The sequence below is a fragment of the Chitinophaga sp. H8 genome, from assembly GCF_040567655.1.
In the GTDB taxonomy this organism is placed as follows: domain Bacteria; phylum Bacteroidota; class Bacteroidia; order Chitinophagales; family Chitinophagaceae; genus Chitinophaga; species Chitinophaga defluvii.
In genome coordinates, this window is sequence record NZ_JBEXAC010000002.1 from 829,564 (window position 1) to 852,469 (window position 22,906).

Consider the following 22,906-nt stretch of genomic DNA (forward strand, 5'->3'; position numbering starts at 1 on the left):
CGCGCCTGAATGGATTGTTATCTGGCATGATAAGTAGGCCCATTTCGCACATCTTCTTCCGTTTTTCTTTCAAACAAGCTGTTTATCACGCTATTAGCAACTGCATTTAAATTGCTAACTTTACGCCAAAAGGCTAATAAGTGGCGGATATCATCAATTTATTACCAGACAATATAGCAAACCAGATAGCAGCAGGGGAAGTGATACAGCGGCCATCTTCGGCGGTGAAAGAGCTCCTGGAAAATGCTATTGATGCTGGTGCAACTGAAATTCAACTGATTATAAAAGACGCGGGCAAAGAGCTGGTGCAGGTAATTGACAACGGCGGCGGTATGAGCGAAACAGATGCCCGCATGTGCTTTGAAAGGCATGCTACCTCCAAAATACAGTCCATCGAAGACCTTTTCCAAATCCGGACCATGGGTTTCCGCGGCGAAGCCCTCGCTTCTATTGCGGCGGTTGCCCAGGTGGAAATGAAAACCCGGAAAACAGGTACCGAACTGGGCACTTACATCGAAATAGATAACAGTGCGGTAAAAATACAGGAACCTTGCCAAACAGCCGAAGGTACCAGTATTGCCATGAAGAACCTGTTCTTTAATGTGCCCGCCCGCCGGAACTTCCTCAAAAGCAATGCCGCAGAAATGCGCCATATCGTTGACGAATTTATCCGCATTGCCCTCGCATATCCACAATTGCAGTTTGTACTTACCAGCAACAACCAGCAACTGTTTCACTTTGAAAAAGGCTCCCTGAAGCAACGTATCATTGCTATCCTGGGCCCCCACTATAATGCCCGCCTGGTTACCGTAAAGGAAACTACCGACTACATGGATGTATATGGGTTTGTAGGCAAACCTGAAACAGCTAAAAAAACCCGCGGCGATCAGTTCTTTTTCGTAAATAACCGCTTTATCAAAAGCCCTTACCTGCATCATGCTGTCATGAACGCTTTTAAGGACCTCATCCCTGTTGATAGCTTCCCGTTATATGTATTGTTCATAGACCTGGACCCTGCACACGTGGATATTAACGTACATCCTACCAAACAGGAAATCAAGTTTGACGACGAAAAGGTGATGTACGCGTTCGTACAGTCTGCAGTTAAGCATGCCCTGGCACAATTCAATGTAACGCCTACACTGGATTTTGACCTGGACCCCGGTATCCAGCAACTGGATGCGGTAAACAAACCTTTTACGGAAGCACAGCAAAACCTGTCTACCCACACCTCGTTATATAAAACCTTTTCCCAGGCCAACCAGGCCCACATGATCGACAAAAGCACCAACAGCAGCAATCTCCGCCATTGGAAAGACCTGTATGAAGGAGGCAACAGCGACCGCTATACGCAGGAACAGCCACACCTGGAACATCCGGATACCGTGAGCAAACCCGCACCGGCATACGACAGCCAACCACAGTCTACTGCTTCTGTAATAGACGAACGCTGGCAGGATACCGCGGTAGATCAGAAAGTGCCGGTACAGGTGCATCAACAATATATCCTGTCCCAGATCAAATCAGGCTTTATCCTGATCGATCAGCAGGCGGCGCATGAAAGGATTCTTTATGAACGCTACCAACGCGCTTTACAGGAAAGCCCCATGCCTACCCAGCAAAGCCTGTTTCCACAAACCCTGCACCTGCAACCCGTGGATGCTGCCGTGATCAGCGAAATGCTGCCCGACCTCCAGCTGCTGGGCTACGACCTGGAACCTTTTGGCAACCATACTTTCATCGTAAGGGGTACGCCTGCCGACCTGCAGCATAATAATGAACAGGCTAGTATTGAAGGATTACTGGAACAGTTCAAGCACTTCAGCAATGAACTGAAAATAAATAAACGGGAACAACTGGTACGCTCCATGGCACGCAATAATGCCATTGCTGCGGGCAAAGTACTGGCCCCCCGCGAAATGCAGAACATCATCGACGAACTCTTTGCCTGCAGCATGCCCAATGTGTCGCCAGGCGGTAAATTCACCTTTATTTCTTTTAAACTGACAGACCTGGCCCGCATGTTTGAAAGAGGCCAGTAAAAAACTCCTGGATCACGGGCTTGTACAATAGCCAACCCAGTTCCTAGTCTTCCTTTCCGTTTACCACAAAGGCGCCTTCCCAGCTGTCCTTATTGGCTTCAATAAAACGCTGATGGGCAGGATGATGGAAATACGTTTCTATATCCGCTTCATTGGCAAAGGTTACAATATGGAAACAGTCGTAGTCGGCCGTTTTCTCATACTGTACCGGAAAGGTAGTGCCTGCGCTATAACCGGTAATGCCGGGTACAGAATCCTTTAACGAAGCAAAATAAGCCATGTGCTTTTCCTTGTCTGCTGCAGTGGCGGTAGCTTTAAACTTAAAGCATACCATGTGCTGATACTGTGTAGGTGCTTTTTTCATACATCCTGAGCTAAATGCTGCTATGATCATAACAGCGGTGATCCATACATTTTTCATATACGTGGAAAGTTAATGTTTTATTTGGCCAGCAATACATCTGCTGTTCCTCACCCCCTGGTTTCCTCCTTTTTAACCTGCGGGGCATAAAGTGTTTTAAACTGCACATAGTTTTTCTGGTAAATAGCGGCGGCGGCCTCATCTGGTGCAAACACTTCTTCAGGCGCCGTTTGTTCAAAATCCTGATCAGGCAGGCCCAATGCCTGTAAGGCCAGTATTATTGCTCCCATGGCCGATGCATCACTTTGCTGCTGCAGGGATACCGGTTTCCGGAACACATCTGCAAGCAACTGCATCCATCCCCGTGATGCGGTAAACCCTCCGCTTACGGCTACCTGTTGTATGGGTTGCACCGTTTCTTCCAATGCTGCCGCTATACTCAACAGGTTAAAACAAATCCCTTCCAGGATGGCCCGCAGAAAATGCATCGCGGTATGGGTAGACTGAACACCGGTGAACATTCCCTGTGCACTGCTATCCCACACGGGTGCCCGCTCTCCAAATAGGTAAGGTAAACATAACAACCCGTTTCCGCCGGGTGGTAATGCCAATGCCTGCTCCACACAAGCACCTACTGCAGTAGCCGGTTGCTGTAAAAAATGTACCACAAACCACTGTACCACGGCACCGCCATTGTTGGTAGCCCCACCGGTAATAAACTGATTTTCTGTAAGCACGTAGGTAAACAATCGCCGGTGGATATCGGTTACCGGCTGTCCTACCGCCATTCTCACCGCTCCGCTGGTACCGATGGTAAGGGTGGCATGCCCGGCATCCATCGCCGCACTGCCCAATTGTGCCAGACACCCGTCACTCCCGCCTGCTATCAGCGGGGTGGAGGCAGGGATCCCTAACTCCGCTGCTATGGCGGGTGCCAGTCCGGTAAGTACCTGCCGTGTGCGTACCAGCTCCGGCAACTGTGCCTTGCTGATACCGGCAGTATCCAATGCCAGCTTGCTCCACTCCAGGGTATGTATGTCCAGCATACCGGTGGCAGATGCCATCGCGTGATCCGTTACATACCGCTGTAATAAATGATGGAAAAGATAGGATTTGATACCGGCAAACATGGCCGTACGCGCAAATATAGCTGGTTGCTGCTCCCGCAGCCACATGATCTTGCAAAGGGGGGACATGGCGTGCACCGGTGTACCTGTCTGATGATACAATGCATGGCCGGTGTCTGTATCCTTCAGGGCGGCAGCCACCTCGTAACTGCGGTTGTCTGCCCAGGTGATCAAAGGGGTGAGTGCTGTTCCTCCGGCATCCATGGCTATCAGTCCATGCATAGCAGCACTGAAAGTGATGGCGGCGGGTGGATACCCCAGCTGCTGTACCACGCTGGCAATACCTGCCTTTACCGCTTGTAACAATTTTTCCGGGTCCTGCTCACTGTATAATTGCCGGGGCTGGAAGGTATCATATCCTTGCTGATAGCTGGCATATACCTTCCCTGCTGCATCTGCTGCAATGGTTTTAGTACTGCCTGTTCCAATATCTACTCCAATAATATACCTGCTGCGTTCGTTCATATCCCGGAATGTCCTCCAAAATAAAAAACACCTTTCATTTTCCGTATAATAATTCATAGATTTAAAACTGCTATAAGGTCCTTATAATAATAATATCCACGCAATGGCATTTGAAATTAAGAAACAAGGTAAATTTTACGATGTCTGTATCGTAGGCTCCGGCGCTGGAGGCGGTATGGCAGCCAAAACACTTTCGGAAGCAGGCTTAAAAGTAGCGCTGCTGGAGGCGGGTCCTAAATATGATCCTGCCGATCCTGAACAAGCTACCCAATTAAAATGGCCCTATGAATCGCCCCGCAGAGGTGCAGGTACGGTACGCGCTTTCGGCGACTTTGACGCTGCCTACGGCGGTTGGCAGATCGATGGGGAGCCCTACACCCGCAAAAACGGTACACAGTTCGACTGGTTCCGCTCCCGTATGCTGGGTGGACGTACCAACCACTGGGGACGTATTTCACTCCGCTTTGGTCCGCGCGACTTCAAACACAAAAGCTATGATGGCCTGGGCGATGACTGGCCTATCAGCTATGATGATGTAAAACCATTCTACGACAGGGTGGATAAAATGATCGGGGTATATGGTACAGTAGAAGGGATGCCCAATGAACCGGATGGTTATTTCCTCCCTCCTCCCAAACCACGCCTCCATGAGCTGATGATCAAAAAAGCCGCTGGCAAAATAGGTATTCCCGTGGTGCCCGCCCGGTTGTCTATCCTTACCCGCCCGGTAAATAAAGACCGCAGCCCATGTTTCTATTGCAGCCAATGTAATCGGGGCTGTACCGTGTATGGCGACTTCTCCTCGTCTTCTGTACTGGTGAAACCCGCGATGAAAACAGGCCATGTAGACCTGTACGTGAATGCAATGGCACGCGAGGTGCTGACAGACAACACCGGCAAGGCTACGGGCGTATCTTATGTAGATAAGTCCGATATGCAGGAATATGTGGTAAATGCCAAAGTAATCGTACTGGCCGCCAGCGCCTGCGAATCGGCCCGCCTGCTGCTCAACTCTAAATCTCCCAACCATCCTAACGGACTGGCCAACTCTTCCGGGGTGGTAGGTAAATACCTGCACGATTCTACCGGTGCTTCCCGGGGTGGTTTTATGCCACAGCTGATGGACCGCAAACGGTATAATGAAGATGGTACCGGTGGTATGCACCTCTATATTCCGTGGTGGGGCGATAACAAAAAACTGGACTTTGCCCGTGGTTATCATATCGAATTCTGGGGGGGTATGGGTATGCCTTCCTATGGCTTTGGCTTTGGGATGGAAAACCAGAACGGTAAATACCCTACCCGCGATGGCAGTACCAAACCAGCTGGTGGATACGGTGCTTCCCTGAAAGATGATTACCGCCGCTTTTACGGTGCTGGTATCGGTTTTGCCGGTCGTGGTGAATGTATTGCCCGCGAGGACAACTATTGCGAAATAGATCCTAACGTAGTAGACAAGTTCGGTATTCCCGTGCTTCGCTTTAACTACACCTGGAGCGATCATGAAATCAAGCAGGCCAAACACATGCAGGATACTTTTGAAGAACTGCTTCACCAGGTAGGCGCAGTACCTAACGGTAGCAAGCCTGGTCCTGAATCCAAATATGGTCTTGAAAATCCGGGCAGAATCATCCACGAGGTAGGTACTACCCGTATGGGCGATGACCGCCAGCGCTCTGTGCTCAATAAATACGGCCAGGCACATGATGTAAAAAACCTTTTTGTGGTAGATGGCGGTTCTTTTGTGTCCCAGGCAGATAAAAACCCTACCTGGACCATCCTGGCACTGTCACTCCGTACATCGGAATACATCGTGGACGAATTGAAGAAACAAAATATTTAATGCAGGCTCCTGCAAAGGACCGTATTTACCATAACATTCAAACACTAATAATATGGATAGAAGAGAATCCCTGAAAGCACTTGCACTGGGAACTTTATCTGTAGGCACCCTCCTCGGTGCTGCCGGCTGTGATGATAAAACAGCTACCGGTGATAAAAAAGGTGCTGCCACCGCAGGTGGTGGTGTATATGGCCGCACACCGGAAGAAAAAGAAAGAGATGCTAAACTCAATGCGGAAAAATTCTTCACCGACCAGGAAATGAAGACCATTACCGTATTGGCAGATATTATCATTCCGGCAGATGATCACTCCGGCAGTGCTTCTGATGCTAAAGTGGCCGACTTCATCGAATTTACCGTAAAAGATCAGCCGCAGTATCAACACCCGATGCGGGGTGGCCTCCGCTGGCTGGATATGCAATGCCTGAAACGCCACAACAAGGTGTTTACCGATTGCGCTAAACCTCAACAGCTGGAACTGGTAGACATGATCGCCTATCCGGAAAAAGCGGCGCCTGACATGAGCCAGGGCGTCACCTTTTTCAATATGATGCGCAACCTCACCGCTACCGGATTCTTTACCAGCAAAATAGGAATCAAAGACCTCGGTTATGTAGGCAACACCCCTAATGAATGGGATGGGGTGCCTGCTGATGTACTGAAACAGTACAACCTGGCATATGATGAAAAAACACTGGCGCAATGCCTCAAAATTGAGGACCGTAATAAAATCATGACCTGGGATTAAACCGTTCAGGGATCACCAAAATGCAACAAGGGCTGGCTGAAGTATTTCAGGCAGCCCTTGTTGTTTAGAAGCTGTTAGCTCGATGTAGCTGAAAAAAGCTACGAGCTTCGGGCTATGAACTACGAGCAAAAATGCAGCGGATGTTTTTAAACTATTAACTGAATATGGGGAAGGCCCATGTACTTACAGCGGTAACCAATTTCTCTCCGTCATCAGGTATTTGCCGAAAGCGCTAAAAATCCGGATAAACCTCTACCTTAAAGCATAGTTGAGCTATAGTTGAAGCATAGTTAAAGCATAGTTAAAGCGTTCTATAGATATGGTTGAGCTATGGTTGAAGCATGGTTGAAGCATAGTTAAAGCATAGATAGAGCATAGATAGAGCATAGATAGAGTATGAAGAGTGCATAAGAGAGAATCTGCCCGAAACCCCTTATTATGGCAAAACTGCTACTCAAGGGGTGAGATAATGCCATTTGCACACTCACCCTTCAAAAATACCCGCTGCATTTTTGCTCGTAGTTCATAGCCCGAAGCCCGTAGCTCTCCTCCGCTACATTGAGCTAAATGCTTACTTAACATATGCCCGGAAAATACCATTCAGCCAGCGCAGCATCAGGAATATTACTACCGCAGCTGCGCCCAGCAATACAAAGTTGATCAGGAAGTAGTTGGCTTTATCTTCATAGTTATCCCACATGGTGGCCAGTATACCCGATAATTTATTACCAATGGAAGTAGCCAGGAACCACCCTCCCATCATGAGGGAGGTAATGCGGGGCGGGCTGAGCTTAGACACCAGGGACAAACCCATTGGGCTCAGGCATAGCTCACCCAGGGTCACCAGGCCGTAACAACCAATCAGCCACCAGGGGGATGCTTTGATCTGCCCGTTACTGCAATAATATACCGCCCCCACCATCATGAGGGTAGACAAGGCTGAAATGGCCAGGCCCCAGGCAATCTTTCCGGGAGTAGTAGGCTCCTGGTTCCGTTTCCGCAGCCACCCAAAAAAGAGAACGACCAAAGGCGTCAAGGTAATGACAAAAAACGGGTTGACCGACTGGAACAATTCTGTATTGGCCAGGTTGATACTTTCTCCGGCAGGAGGCATTTTTTCCGGTGCCACATTCTTGAAATAAGGATCCAGCCCCCATGTTTTCACCGGCTTACCGGCTTCATCTTTGATGATCTTAAACTCATGATCATAAGCTACTACAGAGTCGGGCTGATTATGCACCTTTTCTACGAGATAAAGTTGCTCGGCCGGCTTTTCTATCGCTACAGGCACTTCCCGGTCAGTATAATAATGCGCCCAGGTAGTCAGGGCGGTACCATTTTGTTTAAACACGGCCCAGAATACAATAGATACCGCAAAAATAGCCAACAAGGCGGCTACCGGCTTCTTATCATTGGCAGAAGCTTTGACAAACAGAGAACCGAAGAAAATCAGGATGGGGATGCAGGCAAAGATGAAGGCATCTGTAGAATCTGATCCGAAGATATTGCCCGGAATAAACCAGGCGGCAATACCTACTGCCAGCGCAGGCATAAATACCACAGAGAAAATACGGTTCAGCGGCATATCTCCGGCTTCCTGTGGCTTGCGCACATCGGCATGTTTATAATGTTTCATCCCGATAATAAAAATGATCACGCCCAGGAACATCCCCACGCCAGCCGCTGTAAAGGCAGCTCCCCAGCCAATGGTATTTCTCAAAAAGGCCGCAAAGAAATTGCAGATCAATGCTCCCACGTTAATACCCATATAAAAGATATTATACCCGGTATCTTTGTTTTTCCTGTAAGGCTCATCGTTATATACATTACCCAGTAAGGTGGAAATATTGGGCTTAAAAAAGCCGTTTCCGATGCAGATCAACCCCAGGGAAATATAAAAAACGGTAAGGTTGTGCACAGCCAGTCCCAGGTATCCTATGCCCATTAATATCCCTCCGATAATAACAGAACGGGTATACCCCAGTTTACGGTCGGCGATCAGTCCTCCCAAAAAAGGAGTCAGATAAACGAAAGCAATGAAAGTACCAAAAATGTCAGCTGCTGTTCGCCGATCCATGCCCCATCCGCCTTTGGCTGTATCTGTAAGGTATAACTGGAAGATGCCCAGGATGAGATAAAAGCCAAATCTCTCCCACATTTCAGAGAAAAAAAGAAACGGCAAAGCCGTTGGATGTTTGCGCATAGCAGGCATGACGATTGTTTTGGTAAAACGCTAAAAATAGGAAAGTTTATTGAAAACAAGCCACCGGCTTACCTCTTATCTTGCTTTTGCTAAACAATTAGCTCCAGGGGCTGCTTTCAGGCCATTCATACATCTAATTGCTATTTTAAAATATTTTTCTTTTATATTGATCTCAAATTTTTGTTACTCATGGTCCAGGAAAAAAACAATAATGACAACCACGTTTCAAGACGGTCATTTATTAAAAGCGGGGCAGTCACTGCTGCCGGCTTTATGATCGTTCCCCGTCACGTATTAGGTGGTAAAGGTTTTACTGCCCCCAGCGATCGCCTCAGAGTAGCCGGTATCGGTGTAGGCGGTAAAGGTGAAAGCGATCTTAGTGAAATTGCAAAAGGTCCGGTAGACGTACCTTTCCTGTGCGACGTAGATGAACGTCGCGCGGTTGCTTCCAGAAAACGTTTCCCTAACGCCAAATTCTATAAGGATTTCCGGGAAATGCTGGAAAAAGAACATAAAAATCTGGATGCGGTAACCGTATCTACACCAGATCATAACCACGCTATCCAGGCGATGGCTGCCATGCAACTGGGCAAACACGTATACGTGCAAAAACCCTTAACGCATGATATCTATGAGGCCCGTATGCTCACTGAAGCGTCTAAACGCTATAAAGTAGTAGGCCAAATGGGTAACCAGGGCTCTTCCGGTGATGGGGTGCGTAAGCTGATGGAATGGTATAATGCCGGCCTGATCGGTGATGTACACACCGTATATTGCTGGACAGACCGTCCCGTATGGCCACAAGGTATTCCCTGGTCTGCCAATAAAGCAGAAATACCAAAGGAACTGGATTGGGATCTCTGGTTAGGTACCGCTCCTTACAAGGATTATGTAGATAAACTGGTGCCCTTCAACTGGCGCGGCTGGTGGGACTACGGTACCGGTGCTTTAGGTGATATGGGTTGCCATATCATTGAGCCTCCTTTCCGTGTACTGGGTCTTAAATACCCCTCTTCTGTAGAATGCAGCGTGGGTAGCGTATATGTAGATGAGTTCAAGCGCGGGTATTTCCCGGACAGCTGCCCTCCGTCTTCCCACGTAATCCTGACCTTCCCCGGTAAAAATGGTAAAAATGTAACCGTACACTGGATGGATGGCGGTATTCAGCCACAACGTCCGGAAGAACTCGGGCCCACCGAAACTTTTGGTGATGGTGGTAATGGTGCCCTGTTTATCGGTACTAAAGGTAAAATGATGTGTGGTACCTATGGTATGAACCCCACCTTATTGCCTACCTCCCGTACACAACAGATCAAGGTGAAAGAAACCATTGCACGTGTACCGGAAGGACACTATGTACAATGGGTAAATGCCGCGATTGCAGGTTATGGCAGCGACAAGGCGAAGAACCTCAGTTCTCCGTTCGAAATTGCCGGCCCGCTTACAGAAAGCCTGCTGATGGCTAACCTGTCTATCCGCAGCTTTGATATCCGTAAACCAAAAGCGGATAACAAAGGTTTCGACTACCCTGGCCGTTACATTAAACTGCTGTGGGATGGTCCTAACATGAGGGTCACCAACTTTGATGATGCTAACCAGTTCGTAAAACGCGAATACCGCCAGGGCTGGAAATTAGGCGTATAAATTTAATAACAGCTTGTCAATAAAACAGGGCTGGCCATCTAGTATGGCCGGCCCTTATTGTTTGGGCTTTTAGCGCTAAAGAAACGCTGCTCAACCGGCAGTTTGTCTGCTAAAAACCGTATATTAGACATAGTAGTTGAAGTACTCATCCATAACCTCCAAAAAAATACTATGAGATTATTCACCGGGCTGCTCCTGCTCGTGTCCCTGTCATTATGGGGCCAATCCAAAAAGGCATTACCTGTTATTGATATGCATTTACATGCCCTTCCTGCTAACTGGGAAGGCCCGCCGCCGGTGGGGATGTGCGCTCCTTTTGAACATTGGAGCGTACACGATCCCAGGGAAAGCGGGATGAACTACGTTATCAATACCCTTACTAAAAACCTGTATTGCAACGGCACCGGTTTTATGTCTCCCTCTACAGATGATTCGGTAATGACCGAAACACTTAAAGTGATGCGGCAATACAATGTTTACGGGGTTACCAGCGGGTTTACTTATGATATCGTTCAAAAGTGGTACAACTACGACAGTTCCCGCATTATTCCCGGAATGGCATTTGCTACCGGTATGAAATTGCCCGTAGATACTTTGCGCAAATGGTTCTCTTCCGGAAAAATAAAAGTATTCGGAGAAATTAGTACACAATATGAAGGCATCACACTTTCAGATAGCATTATGGAACCTTATCTTGCTATGGCCGAAGAACTGGATATACCTGTGAGTGTGCATGTGGGTCCCGGTCCGCCCGGGATAGCCTATGCCAATAGCCCGGGATACAGGGCCAGACTTCATAGTGCCCTGGTCATCGAGGAGGCGCTGATACGACATCCCAAACTCCGGGTAATTGTAGCGCATGCCGGATGGCCCATGATAGATGATATGCTGGCAGTCCTGTATACACATCCCCAGGTGTATGTTGACCTGGGCATTATCTGCTACGGGTTTCCCAAAAAGGAATTCTACGGATATTTACAAAGGCTGGTGGATGCAGGCTTTGGAAAACGGATCTGCTTTGGTACCGACCAGATGATCTGGCCACAAACTATCGCTGCCGGAATTGCTACTATCCAGCAGGCTAGCTTCCTGTCTGCCGCACAAAAAAGAGATATCCTCTATAATAATGCTGCCAGGTTTTTAAGGTTAAGTGAGCAGGATCAGCAAGAGCATTACCGGTAGCGCCGGTATCTCTTCATCCGGCTTTCGCTTTGCTTTTTTACAGTTGCTTTATGTATTTTTACAAGGCCTGCCCTGCCTATCAATTGCTATAAAAAAAGTTATGCGATACAGCTACCTGTTGGCCAGCAATATCTCCTTTGAAGGCTATAACGCTGGTGATATCAAAACTACTTTTCTGAAAGATAATGTGGCAGTAGGTACTTCCCGGGCAGACACTATTTCCATTACCATCAGCTCCGTTACCCAATCAGCTGTATTACGATACACCATTACAGAAAAAGATGCTGTCAAAAATGTTTACGGACAGGAATTCAAACCCGTTATTGGCGTAAAACTGGATGCCCTGGTGCTCCTGGCGGGCACACCTGTTCCGGTGGGTACTATCAGTACTAATTATTATGCTAAAGGGGCCGGCCTGATACAGGTAGATCGCGAAACAGATACCACCCGCCTTAAAAGCTATACCATCAGGTAGTCACAGACAAACCTACTGCATTACGGAATTGTTTATACGAATACCGGCAACGGAATTTCATCTTCCTATGTTCATCCATGTTTTCATTAGTTATAACGGCAACAGCTAATTGGTTTCCCATACCCTGGTCAGTAACTTTTCTATCGCCCGCCTCACACTGGAGGAAGTGTCATAATGCTGGTTCACCAATACACTAAATACAAGCGACTTTCCTTTTTTTGTGGTCAGATAACCGCTCAGGGCTACACAACCATTAAGAGTGCCTGTTTTAGCATGTATAAATTGTTCCGGATAATATCCCTGCAAAGTACCTTTACCACCCGTAGGAAAGATGGCCCACAACCGTTCCTGAGGAAATGCTGCCTGCATGTTGGTAAGTACTTTTACAAAATCACGGGGGGTAAACAGGTTATACCGCGATAAGCCCGAACCATCTGCCCATTGCGGCGGATGGGGCAGGTCTGGTAACAAATCCTGCAATACATACTCAATCGTTTTGTTGGTGCTGATAGTATCCCATTTACGGGCCGCACACATCATCAGGATCTGCTCCGCAAAAAAGTTATCACTGCGGTGCATCATCGGTATAAACAAAGAATCTGCCGGGATACTGTGCAGAGTATTAAACGGCTGATCCGGAATGGCTGTATTAGCAGCTGCAATAAACACCTGTTTATGCAGGGTATCTTCCAGCAACTGCCTTACGTTTTCCAGTGTACCGGTAATAAAAGGCACCTCTCTTGAAGTACTGCTTTTGTCTTTGGTAGCGTATTGCAAACTGAAAATATTCTGCCGCTCTTCCCGCGTTGTTAACGGACTGGACAAAGCATCATTCACTCCCACATTAAAGACACCGAGGCGCTTAAAAAAAGCAGGTGTAATATGGTTACTATCTCCCTGATGATATATACGCACTACATTCCCATACATGGGCCATTCATTCAGTTCCGGCTGATAATAATCAGCATAATCACTCCAGGCCCATCCAGGTCCATACCGCTGATTAAGATTCACAGCAGGTATCAGGTAAATCCGTTTGCACGTTTCCGTTAGCATGCGGAATGCTCTTTGATCTATAAAGTCCGGATGTAAAAAAGCAGGGTCCCCCATACCTTTTACAAACAGGGCAGTATCTGTTTCATAATAACGCAATGCCGGTAATGAATCGCCCAGCAGTTGCAGCCCTGCATACAATGAAAATATCTTGGTGTTGGAAGCAGGAGTAAAAAACTTATCGTCCTGGTACTGAAATATATATTTCCCTGTAGCCGGTTCAAAAATACAAATCCCCGTATGCGCCTGCTGTAAGGGTGCTTTTTGTAATAGCTCTGCAGTAACCCATTTACGGAGTGCAGCAGATTGACTCCAACCCTGTTGGCTGATGCCGGTAAAAAGTAGTAGCGTAAAAAAAAGACGGCCTTTCATCCTGCCAATATAAAGTGTTTTGTATAAAAGCGTAGTAAATGAACCACCTGGTATCACTTAATGGCTCCCGGTAGCCGTTAATAAAAGAGGGTGTCTCAAAGTATGAAACACCCTCTCCAATAACTATATGATTTACAATCAGGTAAAATATTGTGTGATACCTGGTTTGGCATATGCATAGTTACCATCACCATCCGGCATTACCGGTGGCGGCGCATCAAATGCATATTTCTTAGGCTGCAGATCCAATCCGGAGTTAAGCGCTTTATCCCACTCAATCACCTGGCCGGAGTAAGTAGACAAACGGCCGATGATGGCAGACAAGGTAGCTTCTGCTCCTCTCTTTGCATCTTCAAATTTATATTCACCTTTTGCAATAGCTGCAAACAGTTCATCATGTTCTGTCTGGTAAGGGTTGTTTTCGTTCTTTTTATCGAACTGATACAATACATTACCCTTATGATCCGTGATCAGTGCCTTATCGCAATAGATACGACCTTTTGTTCCGATAATTTCCTCATCTACTTTACTAGGCGCTGATTTCCAGTGACGGCACTGGCTGTTCATTGCTACGCCGTTTTTATAACGGTATTCTACGGAGTGGTGATCGAAGATCTCCCCGGTATCTTTACCGGTACGTACCGCACGGCCACCCATACCTAAAGCAGTTACAGGTGTTTCGCCCATAAACCAGTTGCCTACATCAATATTGTGAATGTGCTGTTCTACGATATGGTCGCCGCAAAGCCAGTTAAAGTAGTACCAGTTGTGCATCTGGTATTCCATTTCAGTATATTCAGGTTTGCGTGGTCTGATCCACAAAGCGCCCTGATTCCACCATACCTGTGCATTCAGCATTTCACCGATCATACCATCCTGCGCACGTTTGTACAGTTCTCTGTAAGAGTTCTGATAACGGCGCTGTAATCCTACTACTACGTTCAGTTTCTTGGCTTTCGCTATTTCAGCAGCTTCCAGTACTTTCTTAATCCCTGCAGGATCAGTAGCTACTGGTTTTTCCATAAACACGTGTTTACCCTGCTTAATCGCTTCAGCAAAATGGATAGGGCGGAAACCCGGAGGAGTTGCCAGTATTACCACATCTGCCTGCGCAATGGCTTTCTGATAGGCATCAAAACCTACGAACTTATTAGATTCCTTTACATTCAGACGGCTGGCTGCTTTATCGCCCAGTGCATCTTTAATGTTATTGTAGCTTTCTCCGATCTTGTCTCCAAATGCATCTGCCATAGCTACCAGCTGTACATTTTCTTTAGTGCTCAGCGCTTGTGTTGCAGCACCGGTACCACGGCCACCACAACCAATAAGTGCTATTTTGATCACCCCTTTGGATCCGGAAAAGAAATTGGCGTGAGATAATACCGGCATGGCCAGCAACCCACCTGCCAGCAAGGATGACTGTTTCATAAAGTCTCTGCGACTTTGATTATGAGATGTTTTTGATTGTTCGTTTTCCATTTGGTCATTTTTAATTGTAGGAAAAATATCGTTTTCTTAACGTGCTGTTATTTCAGTTGATAAAATGCGGTGGTTTACCGTGCACCCACGTATTTATCCAATACCTCTGCAAAAAACTTTTCTGCTTCTTCTTTGGTAGGTTGTTTTACGGGCTTTACAATTCTGAATCCGATAAACGGTGCGTCTGCATTCCACCATTTACTTTTTGGTATCTGCGGATCACGCCTGTTCCAGTTCAGATCAGATTTCAAACGGGCTGCACTGCGCAGTGCCGGAGCTGCATCCTGGTAGTTACCTCCTTTAATGGTACGGGGGTTCTTGGCGGTAGGTTTATTCCAGGGATCTTTTGCGTCGGCTGCTTTTAAAAAGTTGTCATCATATTGATCCAATGTCCATTCTGCCACATTTCCCTGCATGTCATACAGTCCCCATGCATTCGGTTTCAATAACCCTACTTTATGATATTTTCCTTCGCCGCCATCAGCATACCAGGCATATTCCTTTAATTGTGATGCGTCATTACCAAATGGATAAGCTGTCGTGGCACCCGCCCTGTTGGCATACTCCCATTCTGCTTCTGTAGGCAAGCGGTAAAAATCGCCGGTCTTATTATACAGCCAGCGGCAATACATCAATGCACCATACTGACTCATACTGTTGGCCGGGAAGCCGCCTGTTTTACCCATCCCCAGGGTCAGGTCAATATAAGGCGGGCTGGGCCTGGTCATACCATCCGGCAAAGGTGTTTTATCCTTTTCCTCATCCGCATATACATCATATTCATCATAAGTTACCTCACAAGCACCCATCCAGAAAGGAGCCATCTCCACCTTTTTCTGAGGACCTTCATTCGCATTCCGGCCCTTCTCGCTGGCAGGGCTGCCAAACAGAAAACTGCCGCCTGGAATAGGCACCATTTTAAACGTTACCGCCGATCCGGGAATCTTTTGTTCATACGCGCTAAAGGATTTATCCTGCTGGGCATACACATTGCCGGTGAGCATTCCTCCAAGCAATAAAGTCACATACGTTTTGTTCATCACCATTTTAAAGAAAGATAAGTGGGTGAATTTATTAAATCCGCTGATGGAATGCAATATTTTTTTTACGAATTGTAATATTTTAATGATGAAATGAAAATTTATGCGTTTTATTAGCATTTCGATGGAAAACCTATTAAATTTAGCTTCATGTCTTACGTACAATAATTAATAACCATTATGGAAAGAAGAAAATTCCTGCAACAAGGTACCTTTGCCGGTATATCCGCACTTGCGCTGGGTGGCCTTACCGGAAGCAATGCTTCCGCTGCTCCCGCTCCTGCTGCTGGTCAGAAAACATTTAACCTGAACTATGCTCCGCACGATGGCATGTTCAGAAACAACGGGGGAAACGACTTCCTGGACCAGATCAAATTCATGCATGACCAGGGATTCCGCGCTATTGAAGATAATGGCATGCTGGGCCGCGATGTTGCCCAGCAGGAAAAGATAGGCAACCTTTTAAGTAAACTCGGTATGCAAATGGGCGTATTTGTGGTGGATACCGGTAACAACTGGAAAACATCCCTCGCTTCCGGCAAACAGGAGTTTAAGGATAACTTTGTGGATACCTGCAAAAAATCTGTTGAAGTAGCCAAACGTTGCAATGCCACCTGGGCCACTGTAGTACCTGGTTTCTTTGACCGCAGCCTGCCCATTGGTATTCAAACCGCGCATGTGATTGATGGCCTCCGCAGAGGTGCTGAAATATTTGAACCACATAAACTGGTAATGGTACTGGAACCTTTAAGTGATACACCAGACCTTTTCCTGCGTACTTCTGAACAGAGTTATGAAATCTGTAAAGCAGTCAACAGCCCTGCCTGCAAAATATTATATGATATCTACCACATGCAACGTAATACCGGTAACCTTATTCCTGTAATGGACATGTGCTGGGATGAAATTGCGTATATCCAGATAGGTGATAATCCGGGTCGTAACGAACCAACTACCGGAGAAATCAATTATAAAAACATCTTTAAACATTTACACAAAAAAGGATTTAAAGGTGTACTTGGTATGGAACATGGAAATGCCAAACCAGGTAAAGAAGGCGAAATGGCATTGATTAAGGCTTATCGCGATAGCGATAATTTCCTGTAATCAATTAACTGATAACAGAAGGGCAGACTAAAAAGTCAAATGAAGAGTTGCAGCATTGCTTAGCTCACAACAGCGCTTCATTAAATACCCGAATAAAACGGGGCGGACCAAAAGTAATGGTCGGCCCCGTTTTGTTTTTTTATCCGGCTGTTTTATGCCGCTATTTTCCTAACTTAACTATATAAATTGCTTATTATGGGTTTTCTTATTCGTTTATTAGTAAGTGCCTTGGCGGCCATGCTCACCGCTTACCTGCTGCCGGGGGTACACCTGAAAAGTTTTGTAACCGCCCTGATACTGGCATTGGTATTGGCTATTCTAAATATCCTGGTAAAACCTATTCTGATCATACTCACCTTACCGGTTACTATCTTCACCCTGGGGTTATTCCTGCTGGTGATCAATGCTATTATTATCCTGCTGGCCACCAAACTGGTATCTGGATTTACAGTAGATAATTTTTGGTGGGCGCTGCTTTTTAGTATTGTCATGTCTGTCATTGCAGGACTGATGCACAGTCTGGCAGGTGGTGGAAACGATAATTAATATAATAATCGCCCTTTGCAGAATACTCCCTTTCCTTAAAATGTGTATGCATGTATTTTAACCGCGATCAAATCAGTGATGAACAACTGATTGCTTTTTACAAAGTGCTCGTATACCCAAGACTGGTAGAGGAAAAAATGTTGTTGCTGCTGCGGCAGGGCAAGGTAAGCAAATGGTTTTCCGGTATTGGCCAGGAAGCTATTGCCATAGGGGCTACGCTGGCACTGGAAGCAGATGAATGGATCCTTCCCCTGCATCGTAATCTCGGGGTTTTTACAGCCCGGCAGATGCCGCTTACACAACTGTTCCGGCAATGGCAGGGTAGCCAGCAAGGGTTTAGCAAAGGCAGGGAACGTTCTTTTCATTTCGGTAGCCGGGCACACCACATTTGCGGTATGATTTCCCATCTAGGCCCCCAACTGGCAATAGCGGACGGGATCGCACTGGCCCATCAGCTTAAACAGGAAAAGAAAGTAACCCTCGCTTTTACCGGCGAAGGAGGTACCAGCGAAGGGGAGTTTCACGAAGCCCTGAATGTAGCTGCTGTATGGGATCTCCCGGTTATCTTCCTCATAGAAAATAATGGCTACGGACTCAGTACACCCGTGAGTGAACAATACCGTTGCAATCGGTTGGTAGACCGTGCAATCGGCTATGGTATGAAAGGCATGCACATAGATGGCAATAACTTACTGGAAGTATACCATGCCGTAAAAGAAGCAGCTACCTACGCGCGACAGGAAAACAAACCCGTGCTGATTGAAGCGATGACCTTCCGGATGCGGGGCCATGAGGAAGCCAGTGGTACAAAATATGTGCCTCCGGCGCTTCTGGAAGAATGGGCAAAGAAAGATCCGGTTTCCAACTATGAAGATTTTCTGATGCACCTGGGATTACTTTCCGGAGAGGATCTTACCCATATCAAACAGGAAATCAAATCACAGATAGAAACTAATATCGCTGCGGGATTGTCAGACGGCCCAATACTAGGCAACACCGCAGCAGAACTGGCAGATGTTTATGCGGAAGATAGCTCCACTCTAAACAAAGGCACCAATTCCCCCAATAGCAGCATAGCGAATGCAGACAATGCCATTGCAAACATAGCCAGAACTAACAGCGCCTGTACGCCGGATAATAACCCAGGTGGCCCAGCTACTGAAAAACGCCTGATTGACGCCATCGCAGACGGCTTACGTCAATCAATGGAGATACATCCTAATCTTATCCTTATGGGACAGGATATCGCTGAATACGGTGGTGCATTTAAAATTACGGACGGTTTTGTAGCGCAGTTTGGGAAACAGCGGGTGCGGAATACCCCACTCTGCGAAAGCGCCATTATAGGTACGGCCCTGGGGCTGAGTTTATCCGGCTTCAAAAGTATGGTGGAAATGCAGTTCGCCGACTTTGTTTCCTGCGGCTTTAACCAGATCATTAATAACCTGGCTAAAATACACTACCGCTGGGGGCAGGCGGCCGACGTGGTGATACGGATGCCTGCTGGTGGCGGCGTAGGTGCAGGCCCCTTTCATTCTCAAACCAATGAAGCCTGGTTTACCCATACACCAGGGCTAAAAGTAGTATACCCCTCCTCTCCGGATGATGCCAAAGGGCTGCTGGCGGCGGCTATTACCGACCCCAACCCCGTATTATACTTTGAGCATAAAGCCCTTTACAGGAGTATCAGCGGACTGGTTCCCGACGATTATTACCTCACCCCCATCGGAAAAGCCAAACTGGTACAGGAAGGCAGCGACCTAAGCATCATCACGTATGGGGCAGGCGTACACTGGGCACTGGAATATGCACAGCAACATCCGCAGCTGTCACTCTCCATACTAGACCTCCGGACGTTACTACCTCTTGATTATGAGGCTATTAAAGCGGTAGTGGCCCAAACAGGGAAGGTATTGGTTTTACATGAAGCCACGCTTACCGGAGGGTTTGGGGGAGAAATCAGTGCCTGGATTGCCGAACATTGTTTCCATTTGCTGGACGCCCCCGTAATGCGCTGTGGTAGTTTGGATACTCCCATCCCATTTGCAATGGAACTGGAAAAAAATTTCCTGGCCAAATCCCGGCTGGATCAGTGCATACGGGAATTAGCTGCCTACTGATCCCATGCAGACATTGTCTATTTGCACCGAATGCCCTAACTTGCAGCTGGATTTTAAAAGTATATACTATGTTGATGACAATATTAAATGCTGTGAATCACTCTGCGCTCTATAATGCAGGAACTAAAGCGGGCTTCTTCCTGGCTACCTTTTTCATTTTGCTGTTTGCTGCGATGTTTCTGTATGCTACCATCAAATACGCAAAACGTTAATCTTATTTAGCTTTCAACTTCTTAATATAAAGGGCTGACCAAAAAATATTATTGGTCAGCCCTAATTTTATGAAAGTACCTGTTTCCTGTTATTTTACCCTCACATATACCAATTTCCCCGACCGCTTACCACTATCTCTTACATCTATTTCAAAATCGGGTACACTCTTGATCAGCTGCACCAGTTTATTAAATCCATAATTCCGGGAATCAAAATCAGGCTGCTTTTTTATCAGCAGGTTGCCCAGTTCTCCAAGATAGGCCCAGCCATCCTCATCTGCAATATCATTGATGCTGGAGGCCAGCAAGTCCACCATATCCATATCCGCCTTACTGATGGCTTTCTGTTTTTCTTTGGCACTACGGGATTTGCTCGTGTCGCTTTTCTTTTCTTTTATGGCAAGTATTTCAATATAAATAAACTTATCACATGCCGCGCGGAAGGCACTGGGTGTTTTCTTCTCTCCCATGCCAAACACCTTCATGCCCGCCTCCCGGAGCCGGGTAGCCAGCCGCGTAAAATCACTGTCGCTGGATACCAGGCAAAACCCATCTACCCGGCCGGTATATAAAATGTCCATCGCATCAATGATCATCGCCGAGTCTGTCGCGTTTTTGCCGGTAGTATAACTGTACTGCTGAATAGGTGTAATAGCATTATCCAGTAATACCCCTTTCCAGCCAGACACAGTAGGTTTGGTCCAGTCGCCATAGATTCTCTTAAATGTAGGAATACCATACTTGGCTACCTCTTCCAGCATGGCTTTTATATTAGAATAAGGAATATTATCTGCATCAATCAATACGGCAAGCCGGAGATCTTTTGTATTACTGTCCATCTCATTCATATTTTATGGGTATTCAAGCGTATAAGCAAAACAGCGGCTGGCTCAAACAATTGAGACAACCGCCGTTTTATGCAGGTACCGCAGTACCAGGGTAATGCCTTCAGTGCTCCTGAAAAGGTACACGCTTACCCTTATATAATCATAGCAATATTATTTAACCAGGTAAGCACGGATCATCCAGGCCATTTTTTCATGCTTTTGCATAAGACCGGTTACAAAATCACTGGAGCCTTTGTCTTTATACTTTTCATCAAATTCATCAATCAGCCGGCGCAGGTTACGGATCACGGTTTCATGATCGTCCAGCAGGTTTTTCAGTTGTTTTTTCTGATCATTGGTATAATCTCCTTCCAGAAGATTCGTCAACTTGAGAAAGTCGGCCATACGGCCTTCTGCATAGTGGCCCAGGGTACGTATCTTTTCTGCCACATCATCCCCAAAGTCTGCAAGCTCTTCATATTGTGCTTCAAAAAACTTATGCATTTCCATGAAACTGGGACTCTCTATATTCCAATGATAGTTTCTTGTTTTAGTGTATAACACTACTTCGTCGGCCAGTACTTTATTAAGCTCTAAAGCTATCTGTTTTAAATTTCCATCAGAAACGCCAATGTTTGCTTTCATATCTGTTATTTTTTTAGTTTACCGATATATAAATTTACGGGAATACCCATGTTTATAATATGATGGATATCATTAATTAACGATTGTTTAATTAAACAGCCTGCACCCTGATTTTGTTCATGTGGGAGGGGTTGTGGACCAATATCCCAACATGTTCCGTGCCAATTCTTTATTCATAATTGCAGTATACTTCCTAATTTTGCGGTATGAACCAGGTGCCGGGGAGAATTTACACCCTTCAATTTATATTACTCTGCCTCAGTAATGCCCTTTTTTCTGCCAGTTTCAACATGTTGATCCCTGAATTGCCTGCCTACCTCAGTAGTATGGGCGGCGAAGGATATAAAGGATATATTATTGGTCTTTTCACTGTAACAGCAGCACTTTCCCGCCCCTTCAGCGGAAAGCTGACGGATACCATTGGCCGTATACCGGTCATGATATTTGGTTCTGTTATCTGTGTGGTGTGCAGCCTGCTCTATCCCCTGGTTAGTTCAGTAGGGGCATTTTTATTACTCCGGTTCTTTCATGGTTTTTCTACCGGTTTTAAACCTACCGGTACTGCCGCCTATGTGTCGGACCTGGTACCTCACACCCGGCGGGCCGAAGCGATGGGAATGGTAGGACTTTTCAGTACGATAGGTATGGCCATGGGGCCTGCCATTGGGGGTTACGTGGCCCTGCACTTTAATATCCAGATCATGTTCCAGCTTTCAGCAGTGATGGCACTGCTGTCTGTGGTGATACTGGTAGGGATGAAAGAAACCCTCCAAAACAAGCAGCGCTTCAAACCCACCCTCCTGAAGGTATCTGCCAATGAAATTTTTGAGCCGCTGGTATTGGCCCCCATGGTAGTTACGTTTCTTACTTACTTCAGCTATGGGGTTTTACTCACTATCATACCGGATTTCAGTACCCACCTGGGGATCCATAATAAAGGGCTTTTCTTTACGTTCTTTACAATCAGTTCTATAGGTATCCGTTTGCTCGCAGGCAAAGCATCTGACCGTTATGGACGGGTGCCTGTACTGAAGATCTCTGCTACCATGCTGGCTGCAGCCACCTTCCTGATGGCCATTGCTCATACCCCTCAGCTATTACTGGCGGCAGCGGTGCTTTATGGAGTAGCACTGGGGATTAATTCTCCGGCAGTCACCGCCTGGACCATCGATCTGGGGCTTCCGGAACATCGCGGCCGGGCACTGGCCAGCATGTATATTGCACTGGAGGCTGGCATTGGATTGGGCGCCTACTTTTCTGCTTTTATCTATAATAACAACGCCGGTTTCTTCCCACTTACCTTTTACGTAACCACCGTCATTACCCTCCTGGCTACCTTTTACCTGCTGTTTGTTTATGATAACCAACGCCTTAAAGTAATGTGGCGGTTTGTTCATATTAAGAAATGGCGATAA

General features: G+C 46.7%; 19 protein-coding genes. 11 read left to right on the plus strand and 8 right to left on the minus strand.

The features are described from left to right. The first annotated feature begins 140 nt into the window (after positions 1 to 140). Complete coding sequence (mutL, locus tag ABR189_RS17220; protein ID WP_354661700.1) at positions 141 to 2,042, plus strand: DNA mismatch repair endonuclease MutL; 1,902 nt, start codon at positions 141 to 143, stop codon at positions 2,040 to 2,042. Between the two features lie 43 nt (positions 2,043 to 2,085). On the opposite strand, the gene ABR189_RS17225 is transcribed toward mutL, so the two are convergent. Next, entirely contained in the window at positions 2,086 to 2,463 is a 378-nt protein-coding gene (locus tag ABR189_RS17225) for a Dabb family protein (protein ID WP_354661701.1), read from the minus strand. 50 nt (positions 2,464 to 2,513) lie between these two features. After that, entirely contained in the window at positions 2,514 to 3,995 is a 1,482-nt protein-coding gene (locus ABR189_RS17230) for a gluconokinase (RefSeq protein ID WP_354661702.1), read from the minus strand. 103 nt (positions 3,996 to 4,098) lie between these two features. Between ABR189_RS17230 and ABR189_RS17235 the strand changes: the two genes are divergently transcribed. Together ABR189_RS17235 and ABR189_RS17240 are read left to right on the plus strand one after the other, a co-directional pair. Next, positions 4,099 to 5,838, plus strand: a complete 1,740-nt coding sequence (locus ABR189_RS17235; RefSeq protein ID WP_354661703.1) for a GMC family oxidoreductase — start codon at positions 4,099 to 4,101, stop codon at positions 5,836 to 5,838. Positions 5,839 to 5,890: 52 nt separating this feature from the next. After that, positions 5,891 to 6,586: a gluconate 2-dehydrogenase subunit 3 family protein gene (locus ABR189_RS17240; protein ID WP_354661704.1), complete on the plus strand. Its 696-nt coding sequence runs from the start codon at positions 5,891 to 5,893 to the stop codon at positions 6,584 to 6,586. A 571-nt stretch (positions 6,587 to 7,157) separates the two neighbouring features. Here ABR189_RS17240 and ABR189_RS17245 read toward each other — a convergent pair. Next, positions 7,158 to 8,798 carry a peptide MFS transporter gene (locus tag ABR189_RS17245; RefSeq protein ID WP_354661705.1) on the minus strand — a complete coding sequence of 547 codons (1,641 nt, stop codon included), beginning with the start codon at positions 8,796 to 8,798 and terminating at the stop codon, positions 7,158 to 7,160. 180 nt (positions 8,799 to 8,978) lie between these two features. On the opposite strand from ABR189_RS17245, the gene ABR189_RS17250 reads away from it, so the two are divergent. From ABR189_RS17250 to ABR189_RS17260, 3 genes are all read left to right on the plus strand, one after another. Then, entirely contained in the window at positions 8,979 to 10,433 is a 1,455-nt protein-coding gene (locus ABR189_RS17250) for a Gfo/Idh/MocA family protein (protein ID WP_354661706.1), read from the plus strand. A gap of 171 nt (positions 10,434 to 10,604) precedes the next feature. Continuing rightward, positions 10,605 to 11,615, plus strand: coding sequence for an amidohydrolase family protein (locus ABR189_RS17255; RefSeq protein ID WP_354661707.1), 1,011 nt, complete (start codon positions 10,605 to 10,607; stop codon positions 11,613 to 11,615). A gap of 100 nt (positions 11,616 to 11,715) precedes the next feature. Then, entirely contained in the window at positions 11,716 to 12,090 is a 375-nt protein-coding gene (locus ABR189_RS17260) for a hypothetical protein (RefSeq protein WP_354661708.1), read from the plus strand. A gap of 105 nt (positions 12,091 to 12,195) precedes the next feature. Here the strand turns inward: ABR189_RS17260 and ABR189_RS17265 are convergent, their stop codons facing one another. The 3 genes from ABR189_RS17265 to ABR189_RS17275 all read right to left on the minus strand — a co-directional run bounded on the left by ABR189_RS17265 (position 12,196) and on the right by ABR189_RS17275 (position 16,034). After that, complete coding sequence (locus ABR189_RS17265) at positions 12,196 to 13,515, minus strand: D-alanyl-D-alanine carboxypeptidase/D-alanyl-D-alanine-endopeptidase (RefSeq protein WP_354661709.1); 1,320 nt, start codon at positions 13,513 to 13,515, stop codon at positions 12,196 to 12,198. Positions 13,516 to 13,653: 138 nt separating this feature from the next. Further along, entirely contained in the window at positions 13,654 to 14,943 is a 1,290-nt protein-coding gene (locus tag ABR189_RS17270; protein WP_354661710.1) for a Gfo/Idh/MocA family protein, read from the minus strand. A 125-nt stretch (positions 14,944 to 15,068) separates the two neighbouring features. After that, on the minus strand, positions 15,069 to 16,034 hold the full coding sequence (locus ABR189_RS17275; protein WP_354661711.1) for a formylglycine-generating enzyme family protein: 966 nt from the start codon (positions 16,032 to 16,034) through the stop codon (positions 15,069 to 15,071). A gap of 180 nt (positions 16,035 to 16,214) precedes the next feature. Here ABR189_RS17275 and ABR189_RS17280 point away from each other — a divergent pair, with 180 nt between their 5' ends. The 4 genes from ABR189_RS17280 (at position 16,215) to ABR189_RS17295 (ending at position 20,019) form a co-directional block, all read left to right on the plus strand. After that, positions 16,215 to 17,141, plus strand: a complete 927-nt coding sequence (locus ABR189_RS17280) for a hydroxypyruvate isomerase family protein (RefSeq protein ID WP_354661712.1) — start codon at positions 16,215 to 16,217, stop codon at positions 17,139 to 17,141. Between the two features lie 195 nt (positions 17,142 to 17,336). Then, on the plus strand, positions 17,337 to 17,687 hold the full coding sequence (locus tag ABR189_RS17285; protein WP_354661713.1) for a phage holin family protein: 351 nt from the start codon (positions 17,337 to 17,339) through the stop codon (positions 17,685 to 17,687). Positions 17,688 to 17,737: 50 nt separating this feature from the next. Continuing rightward, positions 17,738 to 19,807 carry an alpha-ketoacid dehydrogenase subunit alpha/beta gene (locus ABR189_RS17290; RefSeq protein ID WP_354661714.1) on the plus strand — a complete coding sequence of 690 codons (2,070 nt, stop codon included), beginning with the start codon at positions 17,738 to 17,740 and terminating at the stop codon, positions 19,805 to 19,807. Between the two features lie 68 nt (positions 19,808 to 19,875). Further along, the gene (locus ABR189_RS17295) at positions 19,876 to 20,019 is read left to right on the plus strand and encodes a hypothetical protein (RefSeq protein ID WP_354661715.1); all 144 of its coding nucleotides are present in this window, start codon (positions 19,876 to 19,878) and stop codon (positions 20,017 to 20,019) included. Between the two features lie 89 nt (positions 20,020 to 20,108). Here the strand turns inward: ABR189_RS17295 and ABR189_RS17300 are convergent, their stop codons facing one another. Both ABR189_RS17300 and ABR189_RS17305 read right to left on the minus strand, forming a co-directional pair. Then, entirely contained in the window at positions 20,109 to 20,858 is a 750-nt protein-coding gene (locus ABR189_RS17300; RefSeq protein WP_354661716.1) for an NYN domain-containing protein, read from the minus strand. A 159-nt stretch (positions 20,859 to 21,017) separates the two neighbouring features. After that, on the minus strand, positions 21,018 to 21,491 hold the full coding sequence (locus ABR189_RS17305) for a Dps family protein (protein WP_354661717.1): 474 nt from the start codon (positions 21,489 to 21,491) through the stop codon (positions 21,018 to 21,020). A 206-nt stretch (positions 21,492 to 21,697) separates the two neighbouring features. Here ABR189_RS17305 and ABR189_RS17310 point away from each other — a divergent pair, with 206 nt between their 5' ends. Next, on the plus strand, positions 21,698 to 22,906 hold the full coding sequence (locus ABR189_RS17310) for an MFS transporter (RefSeq protein WP_354661718.1): 1,209 nt from the start codon (positions 21,698 to 21,700) through the stop codon (positions 22,904 to 22,906).

Bases quoted from the DNA above. Each gene is read 5' to 3' on its own strand.
- ABR189_RS17225 (WP_354661701.1), bottom strand. From the start codon at position 2,463: ATGAAAAATGTATGGATCACCGCTGTTATGATCATAGCAGCATTTAGC.
- ABR189_RS17230 (WP_354661702.1), bottom strand. From the start codon at position 3,995: ATGAACGAACGCAGCAGGTATATTATTGGAGTAGATATTGGAACAGGC.
- ABR189_RS17235 (WP_354661703.1), top strand. From the start codon at position 4,099: ATGGCATTTGAAATTAAGAAACAAGGTAAATTTTACGATGTCTGTATC.
- ABR189_RS17240 (WP_354661704.1), top strand. From the start codon at position 5,891: ATGGATAGAAGAGAATCCCTGAAAGCACTTGCACTGGGAACTTTATCT.
- ABR189_RS17245 (WP_354661705.1), bottom strand. From the start codon at position 8,798: ATGCCTGCTATGCGCAAACATCCAACGGCTTTGCCGTTTCTTTTTTTC.
- ABR189_RS17250 (WP_354661706.1), top strand. From the start codon at position 8,979: ATGGTCCAGGAAAAAAACAATAATGACAACCACGTTTCAAGACGGTCA.
- ABR189_RS17255 (WP_354661707.1), top strand. From the start codon at position 10,605: ATGAGATTATTCACCGGGCTGCTCCTGCTCGTGTCCCTGTCATTATGG.
- ABR189_RS17260 (WP_354661708.1), top strand. From the start codon at position 11,716: ATGCGATACAGCTACCTGTTGGCCAGCAATATCTCCTTTGAAGGCTAT.
- ABR189_RS17265 (WP_354661709.1), bottom strand. From the start codon at position 13,515: ATGAAAGGCCGTCTTTTTTTTACGCTACTACTTTTTACCGGCATCAGC.
- ABR189_RS17270 (WP_354661710.1), bottom strand. From the start codon at position 14,943: ATGAAACAGTCATCCTTGCTGGCAGGTGGGTTGCTGGCCATGCCGGTA.
- ABR189_RS17275 (WP_354661711.1), bottom strand. From the start codon at position 16,034: ATGAACAAAACGTATGTGACTTTATTGCTTGGAGGAATGCTCACCGGC.
- ABR189_RS17280 (WP_354661712.1), top strand. From the start codon at position 16,215: ATGGAAAGAAGAAAATTCCTGCAACAAGGTACCTTTGCCGGTATATCC.
- ABR189_RS17285 (WP_354661713.1), top strand. From the start codon at position 17,337: ATGGGTTTTCTTATTCGTTTATTAGTAAGTGCCTTGGCGGCCATGCTC.
- ABR189_RS17290 (WP_354661714.1), top strand. From the start codon at position 17,738: ATGTATTTTAACCGCGATCAAATCAGTGATGAACAACTGATTGCTTTT.
- ABR189_RS17295 (WP_354661715.1), top strand. From the start codon at position 19,876: ATGTTGATGACAATATTAAATGCTGTGAATCACTCTGCGCTCTATAAT.
- ABR189_RS17300 (WP_354661716.1), bottom strand. From the start codon at position 20,858: ATGGACAGTAATACAAAAGATCTCCGGCTTGCCGTATTGATTGATGCA.
- ABR189_RS17305 (WP_354661717.1), bottom strand. From the start codon at position 21,491: ATGAAAGCAAACATTGGCGTTTCTGATGGAAATTTAAAACAGATAGCT.
- ABR189_RS17310 (WP_354661718.1), top strand. From the start codon at position 21,698: ATGAACCAGGTGCCGGGGAGAATTTACACCCTTCAATTTATATTACTC.